15 protein-coding genes are annotated in these 11,090 nt (G+C 73.0%); 9 read left to right on the top strand and 6 right to left on the bottom strand.

Annotated elements, in window-relative coordinates:
• The first annotated feature begins 29 nt into the window (after positions 1-29).
• Together ACWCSD_RS37260 and ACWCSD_RS37255 are read left to right on the top strand one after the other, a co-directional pair.
• Positions 30-620, top strand: coding sequence for a hypothetical protein (locus tag ACWCSD_RS37260; RefSeq protein ID WP_449922017.1), 591 nt, complete (start codon positions 30-32; stop codon positions 618-620).
• Positions 621-654: 34 nt separating this feature from the next.
• The gene (locus ACWCSD_RS37255; RefSeq protein WP_358298473.1) at positions 655-1,401 is read left to right on the top strand and encodes an SDR family oxidoreductase; all 747 of its coding nucleotides are present in this window, start codon (positions 655-657) and stop codon (positions 1,399-1,401) included.
• Here the strand turns inward: ACWCSD_RS37255 and ACWCSD_RS37250 are convergent, their stop codons facing one another.
• From ACWCSD_RS37250 to ACWCSD_RS37240, 3 genes are all read right to left on the bottom strand, one after another.
• Positions 1,402-2,217, bottom strand: a complete 816-nt coding sequence (locus ACWCSD_RS37250) for an ATP-grasp domain-containing protein (protein WP_364340334.1) — start codon at positions 2,215-2,217, stop codon at positions 1,402-1,404.
• Between the two features lie 90 nt (positions 2,218-2,307).
• A complete protein-coding gene (locus ACWCSD_RS37245) occupies positions 2,308-2,565 on the bottom strand; it encodes a hypothetical protein (protein ID WP_397160918.1) in 258 nt (85 codons plus the stop codon).
• Positions 2,566-2,597: 32 nt separating this feature from the next.
• On the bottom strand, positions 2,598-2,855 hold the full coding sequence (locus ACWCSD_RS37240; RefSeq protein WP_449922014.1) for a hypothetical protein: 258 nt from the start codon (positions 2,853-2,855) through the stop codon (positions 2,598-2,600).
• A gap of 215 nt (positions 2,856-3,070) precedes the next feature.
• On the opposite strand from ACWCSD_RS37240, the gene ACWCSD_RS37235 reads away from it, so the two are divergent.
• From ACWCSD_RS37235 to ACWCSD_RS37225, 3 genes are read left to right on the top strand one after another with little or no spacing between them, the layout of a single operon-like run.
• Positions 3,071-3,724 (top strand): NIPSNAP family protein, encoded by a 654-nt coding sequence (locus ACWCSD_RS37235; protein WP_449922012.1) that lies wholly within the window; start codon positions 3,071-3,073, stop codon positions 3,722-3,724.
• A gap of 45 nt (positions 3,725-3,769) precedes the next feature.
• A complete protein-coding gene (locus tag ACWCSD_RS37230; protein ID WP_397160924.1) occupies positions 3,770-4,258 on the top strand; it encodes a SigE family RNA polymerase sigma factor in 489 nt (162 codons plus the stop codon).
• Positions 4,255-5,325 (top strand): hypothetical protein, encoded by a 1,071-nt coding sequence (locus tag ACWCSD_RS37225; RefSeq protein ID WP_449922010.1) that lies wholly within the window; start codon positions 4,255-4,257, stop codon positions 5,323-5,325. Before ACWCSD_RS37230 ends, ACWCSD_RS37225 begins: the two co-directional genes overlap by 4 nt.
• Before the next feature lie 10 nt (positions 5,326-5,335).
• Here the strand turns inward: ACWCSD_RS37225 and ACWCSD_RS37220 are convergent, their stop codons facing one another.
• Complete coding sequence (locus tag ACWCSD_RS37220) at positions 5,336-6,265, bottom strand: SDR family oxidoreductase (protein WP_397160928.1); 930 nt, start codon at positions 6,263-6,265, stop codon at positions 5,336-5,338.
• A 9-nt stretch (positions 6,266-6,274) separates the two neighbouring features.
• Positions 6,275-7,003: an SDR family oxidoreductase gene (locus tag ACWCSD_RS37215; protein WP_358298487.1), complete on the bottom strand. Its 729-nt coding sequence runs from the start codon at positions 7,001-7,003 to the stop codon at positions 6,275-6,277.
• Positions 7,004-7,049: 46 nt separating this feature from the next.
• On the opposite strand from ACWCSD_RS37215, the gene ACWCSD_RS37210 reads away from it, so the two are divergent.
• The 4 genes from ACWCSD_RS37210 to ACWCSD_RS37195 are packed head-to-tail and all read left to right on the top strand — an operon-like array spanning position 7,050 to position 10,291.
• Positions 7,050-7,778 carry an enoyl-CoA hydratase family protein gene (locus ACWCSD_RS37210; RefSeq protein WP_449922008.1) on the top strand — a complete coding sequence of 243 codons (729 nt, stop codon included), beginning with the start codon at positions 7,050-7,052 and terminating at the stop codon, positions 7,776-7,778.
• Positions 7,775-8,551 carry a CoA transferase subunit A gene (locus ACWCSD_RS37205; protein ID WP_449922006.1) on the top strand — a complete coding sequence of 259 codons (777 nt, stop codon included), beginning with the start codon at positions 7,775-7,777 and terminating at the stop codon, positions 8,549-8,551. Before ACWCSD_RS37210 ends, ACWCSD_RS37205 begins: the two co-directional genes overlap by 4 nt.
• Positions 8,538-9,272: a CoA-transferase subunit beta gene (locus ACWCSD_RS37200; protein WP_449922004.1), complete on the top strand. Its 735-nt coding sequence runs from the start codon at positions 8,538-8,540 to the stop codon at positions 9,270-9,272. The genes ACWCSD_RS37205 and ACWCSD_RS37200 overlap by 14 nt, the downstream gene beginning before the upstream one ends.
• Positions 9,269-10,291: an NAD(P)H-dependent flavin oxidoreductase gene (locus tag ACWCSD_RS37195; protein WP_358298495.1), complete on the top strand. Its 1,023-nt coding sequence runs from the start codon at positions 9,269-9,271 to the stop codon at positions 10,289-10,291. Before ACWCSD_RS37200 ends, ACWCSD_RS37195 begins: the two co-directional genes overlap by 4 nt.
• Before the next feature lie 79 nt (positions 10,292-10,370).
• On the opposite strand, the gene ACWCSD_RS37190 is transcribed toward ACWCSD_RS37195, so the two are convergent.
• Positions 10,371-11,036: a pentapeptide repeat-containing protein gene (locus ACWCSD_RS37190; RefSeq protein WP_449922002.1), complete on the bottom strand. Its 666-nt coding sequence runs from the start codon at positions 11,034-11,036 to the stop codon at positions 10,371-10,373.
• Between the last annotated feature and the right edge of the window lie 54 nt (positions 11,037-11,090).

Raw genomic sequence — 11,090 nt, 5'->3', positions numbered from 1 at the left:
GGTGGTGGCGGTGGTGAAGACCGCGCCCCATGGTCATGCGCTTCCGCCCCGACGAGCCGATGCACGCCCGGTACGCCGTGGACCACGAGTTCCTCTCGCCGTCCGTGGGCGAGGAGGTCGTCACCGTCGGGCGGCTGGTGAACGCGTTCTTCCGCTGGGAGTTCAACTCCTGCGAGACGCTGGTCAAGGGCGCCGACGTGCACCCGATCGACTACGCCAACGCCTGCCCCGACGTGGCCCTGACCAGCCTGCACTACTACTTCCCCTGGGCGATCAAGGCGCTGGTGAAGTGGAGCGTGTTCTGCGTGGCCACCCGCCGCCGGCCGCGCATCGACCTGGAGACGCACGACTACTTCGAGGTCACCGGCGACTACGGGGAACGGCTGGCCCAGTACCGGAAGCTGGCCGACCGGTACTTCGAGGTGGACCGGTACGAGGAGTTCTGCCGTACGCATCTGGGGCACATCGACGAGATCGTGCTGGATTGGGTGGCCGGGCCGGAGTTCGACCGGTTACTGGTCGACACGGTCGCCGCCACGTACCCGGCGGCCGAGCGCGAGCGGTTCACCGAGCACTTCCGGGGGCTGCTGCGACTCTGGGTGAAGGACGAGGGCAGCTAGTAACCGACCAGTCGGTATGGCATGCTTCCGGAACATGAGTCTGTTCTCGGTGGAAGGCAAGACGGTCGTCGTCACCGGCGGTTCGCGCGGCATCGGCCGCATGATCGCCGCCGGGTTCGTGGCGGCCGGCGCGACCGTCGTCATATCGGCACGCAAGGCGGCGGAGGTCGACAAGACCGCCGCCGAGCTGGGCTGCACGGCCGTCCAGGCCGACCTGTCCACGCCCGAGGGGGTGGACACGCTGGTCACGGCGGTGGGCGGCCCGCTGCACGTGCTGGTCAACAACGCCGGCGCCACCTGGGGCGCGCCTCTGGAGGAGTATCCGGAGCACGCCTTCGACAAGCTCTGGGACATCAACGTCAAGGGCGTCTTCTACCTGACCCAGAAGTTCCTGCCGAACCTGCGCCAGGCGGCCGGCCCGGACGACCCGGCCCGGGTGATCAACGTGGGCTCGATCGACGGCATCCGGGTGCCCGCCCTGGAGAGCTACGCCTACTCCTCCACCAAGGCGGCCGTGCACATGCTGACCCGCCACCTGGCCAGGCAGCTGGCCAAGGAGCACATCACGGTCAACGCCATCGCCCCCGGCCCGTTCGACTCCAAGATGATGGCCTTCGCCCTGGACGACCCCTCCACCCGCGCCGCCATCGCCTCGACCGTGCCCCTGGGACGGATCGGCCGGCCCGACGACATGGCGGGCGCGGCCGTCTTCCTGTCCTCGCGGGCGGGGTCGTACCTGACGGGCACGGTCATCCCGGTGGACGGCGGGATCTCCTGCTGATCAGACCAGCTCCCCCAGGGCCCTGGCGAAGTTCGCCGGGGCGTCCGGCGCGTACCGCAGGAACAGGTACGGCTCGGTCAGCTCCAGCTCGATGACCACCGGCGTGCCGTCGGACAGCCGGACCAGGTCGATCCTGGCGTAGAGAAGGGCGTGGGGAATGGCTGCTAGCACCTTCTCGGCCAGGTCGACCTGGTCCGGGGCCGGGGTGCGGAGCTCGGCCCGCGCGTTGTGGTCGAGGGTGGTCCCCGCCGCCAGCATCGGGTGGCGGCGGACGGCGTGGCTGAGGCGGCCGTTGAAGTACAGCAGGGAGGTCTCGCCCTCCGACTCCACCATGTCGAGGTAGGGCTGGACCATCGGCTGCCGCCCCGCGGCCTGGAGCGCGGCGGCCAGCTCCGCCGCCTTGTCACGGTCGGTGGTCCTGGTCGTGTCGCGGGCTCCGGCGGAGATCGCGGGCTTGACGACGTACTCGGGCCAGTCGGGCAGGTCGTGGGCGGACCAATGGGTCGGCACGGTCGGCACGCCCAGGTCTCTCAGGTACGTCTTGTCGGTGTTGCCCTCCAGGACGACGGCCGGGTTGAGCAGCTTGGTGACGGACTCGACGCGGCGGGCCCAGGCCAGGAACTCCGCGCGCCGGTCGATGTAGTCCCAGGCCGATCGCACCACGACGGCGTCGTAGGCGCTCCAGTCGGCCGCGGGGTCGTCCCAGCGTTCGGCGCGGCCCTCGATGCCGTTGGCGTGCCAGTGGGAGAGCGCGAGGTCACGCTCGTCGTCCTGGCCGGTTGGGTCATCAAAGGTGACATATGCACAGTTCGTCATCCAGGGATGGTAGTGGGGGCGGGCCGGGCCGCCTCGACCCGGCCCGCACGGGGACGCCCTCTCCGCGCCGGAGGGCGCCCCCGGGCCTGGCTAGGAGTCGACGCTGGTGCCGGCGTGGCTGGCGTCGGTGGCGGTCGTGGCGTTGCCGTTGACGTTGTTGACGCTGGTGGCGTCGGTGCCGCTCACGTTGACGTTCACGACGTTGCCGAAGTTGTTGCCCGACTGGGAGGTGTCGTGGTTGGAGCTGGAGTTGCCCGCGGTGACGTCGGCGTGGGCCGGGGCGGACAGGAGCGTCAGGGCGGCGGCCGCGGCGACGGCGCCGGTGGTCACGCAGAGCTTCTTCATCATGTCGATGTCCCTTCCTCGGAGCTGTACGGAGGTCAGTAGAAGATGTAGGTCACCGCGATGCCGCCGTCGGTGGCGGTGGTCGCGACGCCGTTGATGTTGTTGACGTTGGTCGAGTCCCAGCCACCACGGTTGGCCGCGGAGACGTCGCCGAAGTTGTTGCCCGACTGCGACGAGTCGCTGTTGCTGCTCCAGTTGTCGGACCAGGTGTCAGCGTGGGCGGGAACGGCCGTCATGGCGACGCCGGCGGCCGCGGCCAGCACGGCACCTGCGGCGCACAGCCTTTTGATCACTTCTGCTCCTTCACCGGTGTGGACCCCTGCGAGGCGGCGGACGCCAGGGCCCCGGGCAGCCGCCGCCCCCTTTTTGACCTTCTGTGACCCATTGGGATCAAGGTCAATGCGACTATATAACTCTGCGTTGCCATTCGGTAGCACAGAGTTATCAGAACATTGTTCGCCGCCGACGCTGACATGAGGTGGCAGTGATCCAGCCCTAACGTCCGGCCATGATCTACGAGCTACGGCGGTACACCCTTCACCCCGGACGGCGCGACACCCTGATCACGCTGTTCGAGCGCGAGTTCGTCGAGCCGCAGGAGGCGCTCGGCATGCGCGTCGCGGGCACCTTCCGCGATCCCGACGCGCCCGACACCTTCACCTGGCTGCGCGCCTTCCCCGACATGGAGGCGCGCCGGACGGCGCTGGAGGGCTTCTACGACGGCCCCGTCTGGCGGGCGCACCGCGACGCCGCCAACGCCACGATGATCGACTCCGACGACGTGCTGCTGCTCCGCCCGTCCGGTCCGGAGCTGCCCTCCTGGGAACGGCCGCCCGCGGGCGCCGCCGAGCCGCCCGCCGCCCTGTACGTCGCGACGATCTGCCACGTCGGGGAGGGCTTCGCCGAGTTCTTCGCAGGTCAGGTCGCGCCCGCGCTGGCCGAGGCCGGGACGCCGCCGGTCGGCTGCCTGGACAGCGAGCACGCCGAGAACACCTTCCCCCGCCTGCCGGTCCGGACCGGGGAGAACGTGTTCGTGTGGTTCACCCGGTTCGCCCGGCCCGAGGACGAGCGCCCGGCGGACCTCTCCATGCTGGACCCCCTCCTGACCGCGCCGCCGGTGCGGCTGCGCCTGCGTCCCACCGCCCGGTCGTCGATGCGCTGACGACCATTTCCAACTTTCGGGCCCGCGGCGGAGTTGATGTCCTACATGGACCGCTACGAGGGGTTCCACGAGTTCGTACGCGCCCGTCAGCAGTCGCTGATGCGGACCGCGTACCTGCTCACCGGAGACCCCCATCTCGCCGAGGACCTGTTGCAGACGGTCCTCACCCGTGTCGCCTCGCATTGGGGCAAGCTCGCCGGGGACGGCAACCCCGAGGCGTACGCGCGCCGGGCCCTGGTGAACCAGACCATCTCCTGGCGCCGGCGCAGACGGCCCGAGGTGCCCGCCGCCGAGCTGCCGGAGACCGGCGGGCACGCGCACGACGAGGCGACCGTGCGCCGCCTGACCCTGCTCAAGGCGCTGGCCCGGCTCACCCCGAAACAGCGCGCGGTGATCGTGCTGCGCTTCTACGAGGACCGCACCGAGCACGAGACCGCCCGGCTCATGGGCGTCTCGCTCGGCACGGTCAAGAGCCAGACGCACTACGCGCTGTCCAAGCTGCGCGCCCTCACCCCCGCGGAGGTGTACCGATGAAGACGCTGCGCGAGGACCTGCACGCGCTGGCCGAGCAGGCGCCGGTCGTCGACCTGGGGGCGCGGGCCGTCCTGCGCGCCCGGCGCAGGCGCGCGACCCGCCTGGCCGTGGGCGTCGCGGCGGCGGTCTGCGTGATCGGGGGCGGCGGCGTCGTGCTCCTGCAGCAGGCGCGTCCGGCGCCGCCGATCGTGCTCACCCCGCCGGCGGCCACCGCCCTTCCGCTGCCCGCCAAGGGGGTCGCGCCGGTCGAGCAGTTCTACCGGCCGATGTGCCGCACCGACGGCCCGGCGTGCCCGTGGCGGCTGGTGACCCGGGACGGCGCCACGTACGAGCTGACCGACGGGCCGCGGAACGGGCCGGTCGAGGCGACGGCCGACGGGCGCCGGATCGCCTACTACAGCCCCGGCAGGCGCGCGATCGTCGTCCGGGACCTGGCCGGCGGCCAGCTGTGGACGTCACCGCTGCGGCAGGACGACCAGGACTTCGCCGCCGAGTACGCGCTGCGGCTCTCCCCCGGCGGCCTGCGGTTCGTGGTGTCGGCGACGGGCGCGCCCCGGCTCGTGGACGTGCTGGGCGGCACGTCGGCCTCCCTGCCGAAGGGCTCGTGGCCGGTGAGCGTGGCCGACGGGACGGGCCCGGTCGTGCTGGCCAGGGCCAAGGGGGACACCACGGCGTTGTGGGTGCTCGGCCGCGACCCGGTGACGGTCCCGGAGCACACCTACGACTTCAGCGCCCTGGCCCCGGACGGGCGCACGATCGCCCGCGTCGGCACGACCCTCGACCGGAACCGCGAGCCCATGGTGCAGCGTGACGGCACGATCGTCGTCTTCGACGTCAAGGGAGGCGCGGAGCGCCGGGTCAGGCCGTCCGGGCTCGCCGAGGGGCTGCGGCCGGCCAAGCTGGGCGGCTGGACGTCCTCCCGGGAGGTGACGTTGCTGGCCTATCCGGACGACGCCCCCCGCGCCGTCGCCGTGGTCTATGCGGTGGACGTGACCTCGGGGCGCGCCATCGAGCTGTTCGCGCTGCGGGGGGACGGCCAGACGTCCGTGCCCGGGCTGGTCCGCTAGCCGGCGGGGGTCAGGGGGCCGCGCCGTAGACGGGCTCGGGGGCGGGCGCGGCCTCCAGGAGCGTGGCGACGGCCTCGCCCACCTCCTCCGGCGACCAGCGGCCGCCCCGGTCCGCGGCGGGGCCGTGCCGCCAGCCGGTGGCCAGCGCGATCGTGCCGCCCTCGACCTCGAAGACCCGGCCCGTCACGTGCGCGGAGGCCGCCGAGCCGAGCCAGACCACGAGCGGGGCGACGTTCGCCGGGTCCATGGGATCGAACCCGGCCTGCGGCCTGGCCATGGTCGCCGCGAACACCTCCTCGGTCATCCGGGTGCGGGCGGCCGGCGCGATGGCGTTGACGGTGACGCCGTAGCGGGCCAGCTCGGCGGCGGCGACCTGGGTGAGCGCGGCGATCCCGGCCTTGGCCGCCGAATAGCCGGCCTGGCCGACGCTGCCCAGCAGGCCCGCGCCCGAGGAGGTGTTGACCACCCTGCCGGACACCTCCTCGCCCGCCTTCGACCGCTCCCGCCAGTACGCGGCCGCGTGCCGCAGCGGCAGGAAGTGGCCTTTGAGGTGCACGCGGACGACGTCGTCCCAGTCCTGCTCGGTCATCGAGACCAGCATGCGGTCGCGCAGGAAGCCGGCGTTGTTGACCAGGACATCCAGCCGGCCGTACGCGCTGACGGCGGTCTTCACCAGGCGGGCGGCGCCGGCCCAGTCGGACACGTCGTCGCAGTTGGCCACCGCCCGGCCGCCGAGGGCCTCGATCTCGGCGACGACCTCGTGGGCCGGGCCGGACGACGCGCCGCCGCCGTCGCGGGCGGTGCCGAGGTCGTTCACCACGACGCGGGCGCCCTGCCGGGCGAACTCCAGGGCGTGCTGCCTGCCGATGCCGCGTCCGGCGCCTGTCACGATCACCACGCGGCCAGCGCAAATGCCCACAAGACCTCCCAAGGGGATCATGCACAGATATCAAGAAATATCGTCAGAAGCTAGGTGTTGCCAGGCGGGGATCTCGCCGCCGCCGTCCACCCGCACCTCGGCGCCGGTCACGTAGCCGGGGGCGGCCAGCCACAGGCAGGCCGCGGCCACGTCGGCGGGCGTGGCCGGGCGGCCCGCGGGGATGGCGGCATCCGCCCGGCCCTGGCCGGTGTACCGCTCGGCCGCCGTGGTGTCGGCCAGGCCGACCACGACCGAGTTGACCCTGACCTCGGGGGCCCATTCGGCGGCCAGGCAGCGGGCCAGGTGGTGCAGGCCCGCCTTGGCGGCGCCGTACGCGGCGGTGCCGGGCGAGGGACGGGCGCCGCTGACGCTGCCGATCATCACGATCGCCCCGCGGGCGGCGGCCAGCAGCGGGTGGGCCCGCTGGGAGACCAGCAAGGGGGCGGTCAGGTTGAGCTCGATGACGCGGGCGTGCAGGCGCGGCGAGGTGCCCGACACGGGGGCGGGCGGCGAGCCGCCGGCGTTGTTGACCAGCACGTCCAGGCGGTCGAACCCGGCGACCAGCCGTTCGACGTCCGCCGGGACGCGCACGTCGGCCTGGACGAAGCGCAGGCCGTCCAGGGGGCCGGGGTCCTTCCTGGCGCAGACCGTCACGTCGGCGCCGGCCGCGCGGAAGGCCCTGGCGATGCCCGCGCCGATGCCCTGGGTGCCGCCCGTCACCAGCACGGACCTGCCCGTGTAGTCGTAAGTGACCGTCACGGGTGCTACCGTACCAAGCAAGCGTTAGGTGCGACCAGGGAGCGCGATGGGGATCACACTGCGGGACGGGCCGGTCGCCGAGGTCGTGGTGGACGTGCCGCCGGTGAACGCGTTGACCGTCCAGGGCTGGGCCGACCTGGCGGCGGCGGTGCGCGCGGCCGGGCGTGACCCGGCGACCAGGGTGGTGGTGCTGCGGGCCGAGGGCCGCGGGTTCAACGCCGGCGTGGACATCAAGGAGATGCAGGCCGATCCCGGGCACACGGCGCTCGTCGGCGCGAACCGGCAGTGTTTCGAGGCGTTCGCGGCCGTCTACGAGTGCGAGGTGCCGGTGCTCGCCGCCGTGCACGGACACTGCCTGGGCGGCGGCGTCGGCCTGGCCGGCAACGCGGACGTGGTGGTGGCCAGCGAGGACGCCTACTTCGGGCTGCCCGAGGTGGACCGCGGCGCGCTCGGGGCGGCCACGCACCTGGCCCGGCTGGTGCCCCAGCACCTCATGCGGGCCATGGTCTACACGTGCCGGAGCGTCACGGCGGCCGAGCTGCACGCGTTCGGGTCGGTGCTGGAGGTGGTGCCGCGCGACAAGCTGCGCGCGGCGGCGATGGAGGTGGCCGGGCAGATCGCGGCCAAGGACCCGTACGTCATCCGCCGCGCCAAGGAGTCGCTGAACGGCATCGACCCGGTGGACGTGCGGCGCAGCTACCGCTTCGAGCAGGGCTTCACCTTCGAGCTGAACCTCATGGGCATGGGCGACGAGCACAGGGAGCGGTTCCGATGAGCAAGGTGATGTCCGTCGAGGAGGTCGCGGCCTCGGTGGAGAGCGGGATGACGGTCGGGATCGGCGGCTGGGGCTCGCGGCGCAAGCCCATGGCCCTGGTGGGTGGCCTGTTGCGGACGTCCGTCCGGGATCTGACGGTCGTCTCCTACGGCGGCCCGGACGTCGGCTTGTTGTGCGCGGCGGGCAAGGTGCGCCGGGTCGTGGCGCCGTTCGTCACGCTCGACTCCATCCCCCTCGAACCGCACTTCCGGGCGGCCAGGCAGGCCGGCACGGTCGAGTTCACCGAGTACGACGAGGGCATGTTCATGTTCGGGCTGCTGGCGGCGGCGCACCGGCTGCCGTTCCTGCCGACGCGGGCGGGGCTGGGGTCCGGCGTGCTGCGGGTGAACCCGGAGCTGCGGACCGTGCGCTCGCCGTACGGGGACGGGGAGGAACTGGTCGCGGTGCCCGCCCTGACCATGGACGTGGCGCTGGTGCACCTGAACCGGGCCGACGCCCGCGGGAACGCCCAGTATCTGGGCCCTGACCCGTACTTCGACGACCTGTACGCCAAGGCGGCCGGGCGCTGCTACGTGTCCTGCGAGCGGCTGGTGGACACCGCCGACCTGCTGAAGGAGGGGCCGGTGCAGTCGTTGCTGATCAGCCGGTCGATGGTGACCGGCGTGGTCGAGGCGCCCGGCGGGGCCGGGTTCACCTCGTGCGAGCCGGACTACGGGCGCGACGAGGAACGGCAGCGGCGGTACGTGGAGGGCGGCGTCGATGAGTGGAAGTGAGACGAGCAGGGCTGACGTGTGCGTGGTGGCCTGCGCGGAGGCGTTCAGGGGCGACGGGGAGATCCTGGCGGCCGGGATCGGCGGGGCCATCACGGTGCTGGCCGCGCGGCTGGCCCGGCTGACGTTCGAGCCCGATCTGCTCACCTCCGACGGCGTCTGCCTGCTCACCGGCGACGTGCCCGCGCTGGGGGCGGCGCCCGGGGTGGTGGAGGGGTGGCTGCCGTTCCGGGAGCACCTGTGGCTGGTGCTGAACGGCCGCCGGCACGTGATGCTCGGCGCGAGCCAGATCGACCGGCACGGGAACAGCAACATCTCCTGCATCGGCGACTGGGCCCGTCCCAAGGCGCAGCTCCTCGGGGTGCGCGGGGCGCCGGGGAACACGCGGTGCGACCCGACGAGCTACTGGATCCCGCGGCACTCGCGGCGGGTGTTCGTGCCCGAGGTGGACATGGTGAGCGGGCTGGGCACCGACCGGGGGGCGTACGAGCTGCGGCGGGTGGTGACGGACCTGGCGGTGCTCGACTTCGGCACGCCCGACGGCTCGATGCGCCTGGTGTCCACGCATCCGGGGGTGAGCGTGGCCGACGTGCTGGCCGCCACCGGCTTCGACCTGGTCGTCCCGCCGGAGGTGCCCACGACGCGGGAGCCGGACGCCGGGGAGCTGGCCGTCCTGGACCGGCTGGACCCCGGCCGGGCGCGCGACCGCGAGGTGGCCCGGTGAGGACGGCGCTGACCGAGCTCACCGGCTGCCGCCATCCCGTCGTCCAGACCGGCATGGGGTACGTCGCGGGCGCCCGGCTGGCCGCGGCCGTCTCGGCGGCGGGCGGGCTGGGCGTGATCGGCGCCGCCACCATGTCGGTGCCCGAGATGACGGCAGCGGTCAGGCGGGTCAAGGAGCGGACCGACGCCCCCTTCGGGGTGAACATCCGCTCCGACGCCGACGACGCGGCCGAGCGGGTGGCGGTGATGATCAGGGAGGGCGTGCGGGTGGCGTCGTTCGCCCAGGCGCCCCGGCGCGAGCTGATCGCCCGGCTCAAGGACGCGGGGGTCGTCACCATCCCGTCGGTGGGGGCGCGCAGGCACGCCGAGAAGGTGGCCGCGTGGGGTGTGGACGCGGTGATCGTGCAGGGCGGCGAGGGCGGCGGGCACACCGGCCCGCTGGCCACCACGCTGCTGCTGCCGCAGGTCGTGGACGCGGTGGACATCCCGGTGATCGCGGCGGGCGGCTTCTTCGACGGCCGGGGCCTGGTCGCCGCGCTGGCCTACGGCGCGTGCGGGATCGCCATGGGCACCCGGTTCCTGCTGACCCGCGAGTCCCCGGTGCCCGGCGCGGTCAAGGACGTCTACCTGGCCGCCCGCGAGACCGTCGTGACGACCAGGGTGGACGGCGTGCCGCACCGCGTGCTCAGCACCCCGTTCGTGGCCTCGCTGGAACGGTCGCGGCTGCTGCGCGCGGTGCTGAACGGCGCCCGGTTCCGGCGGCTGTCCGGCCTGTCGTGGGGCGCGCTGGTCCGCGAGGGACGGCGGATGCGTCGCGGCCGGGAGCTGACCTGGGCGCAGGTGCTCCAGGCGGCCAACACGCCGGTGCTGCTGCGCGCGGCGATGGTGGACGGCCGGGCCGATCTCGGGGTGATGGCCTCGGGTCAGGTGGTGGGCGTGATCGAGGACCTGCCGTCGTGCGCCGAGCTGATCGGCCGGGTGATGGCCGAGGCCGAGGAGGCACGCAAACGCCTGGCCTGACCCATGCGGCGCCCGACCCGCGACGCCTGACCCACGCGACGCGTGACCCGCACGACACCTGGCTCGCGCGGAGCCTGGCTCACAGGACGGTGATGCCGCGGGCCAGCAGGATGGCGTTGGCCTGGGTCTGGTTGATGATCGCGCCGGCGAAGGCGCGCAGCTTGGCGTCGTCGGGCTGCCCGAGGTCGGCGCCGCGCAGGTCGGCCTTGGCGAACGTGGTGTTGAGCAGCCGCGTGCCGATGAGCCGGCAGTCGCTGAAGGTGGCCTCGGTGAAGTCGCAGCCCGACAGGTCGGCGTCGTCGAAGCGCACGCCCTCGATGAACTCGCCGCGCAGCGAGCAGCCGCCGAGGTTGGCCAGCGTCAGGTTGCACCGCGCGACCTTGAAGCCGGTGCCGCGCGAGGCCGTGAGCGCGGCGCCGATCATGCGGCAGCCCTGGAAGGAGGCGTCGGTGAGCAGGGCGCCGCCGAACTGGGCCGAGGACAGGTCGACGTCGGTGAACGTGGCGTCGATCAGGTCGGCGTCGTTGAACCTCGGGCGCATGCCGCCGCCGCCCGCGAAGACCGCGCCGTCGAGGTCGGCCTTGCGCAGGTCGGCGCCGTCGAGCACGCAGGACTCGAAGCGGGCGCCGGCCAGCGCGGCTCCGGACAGGTCGACCTCGGTCAGGTCGCAGCCGCGGAAGACGTGCGGCCCGTCGTCGTGGAGGGCGGGGCGGCTGTGGGAGAGGTCTTCGCCGTCGAGGATCACGGTGTCACAGCGTACCGGTGAGCACCTCCGCCGCCGCCTGGCCGCAGACCCGCG

The organism is Nonomuraea sp. NPDC001684 (assembly GCF_053596515.1).
Note: the sequence above shows the minus strand (reverse complement) of the source record. Positions and strands in the feature narration are given on the sequence as shown.

What these genes read in the sequence shown, in the direction of transcription:
- ACWCSD_RS37260 (WP_449922017.1), top strand. Translation starts at nt 30, where the DNA reads ATGGTCATGCGCTTCCGCCCCGACGAGCCGATGCACGCCCGGTACGCC.
- ACWCSD_RS37230 (WP_397160924.1), top strand. Translation starts at nt 3,770, where the DNA reads ATGGACCGCTACGAGGGGTTCCACGAGTTCGTACGCGCCCGTCAGCAG.
- ACWCSD_RS37205 (WP_449922006.1), top strand. Translation starts at nt 7,775, where the DNA reads ATGAGCAAGGTGATGTCCGTCGAGGAGGTCGCGGCCTCGGTGGAGAGC.
- ACWCSD_RS37220 (WP_397160928.1), bottom strand. Translation starts at nt 6,265, where the DNA reads ATGATCCCCTTGGGAGGTCTTGTGGGCATTTGCGCTGGCCGCGTGGTG.
- ACWCSD_RS37225 (WP_449922010.1), top strand. Translation starts at nt 4,255, where the DNA reads ATGAAGACGCTGCGCGAGGACCTGCACGCGCTGGCCGAGCAGGCGCCG.
- ACWCSD_RS37210 (WP_449922008.1), top strand. Translation starts at nt 7,050, where the DNA reads ATGGGGATCACACTGCGGGACGGGCCGGTCGCCGAGGTCGTGGTGGAC.
- ACWCSD_RS37245 (WP_397160918.1), bottom strand. Translation starts at nt 2,565, where the DNA reads ATGATGAAGAAGCTCTGCGTGACCACCGGCGCCGTCGCCGCGGCCGCC.
- ACWCSD_RS37255 (WP_358298473.1), top strand. Translation starts at nt 655, where the DNA reads ATGAGTCTGTTCTCGGTGGAAGGCAAGACGGTCGTCGTCACCGGCGGT.
- ACWCSD_RS37235 (WP_449922012.1), top strand. Translation starts at nt 3,071, where the DNA reads ATGATCTACGAGCTACGGCGGTACACCCTTCACCCCGGACGGCGCGAC.
- ACWCSD_RS37200 (WP_449922004.1), top strand. Translation starts at nt 8,538, where the DNA reads ATGAGTGGAAGTGAGACGAGCAGGGCTGACGTGTGCGTGGTGGCCTGC.
- ACWCSD_RS37250 (WP_364340334.1), bottom strand. Translation starts at nt 2,217, where the DNA reads ATGACGAACTGTGCATATGTCACCTTTGATGACCCAACCGGCCAGGAC.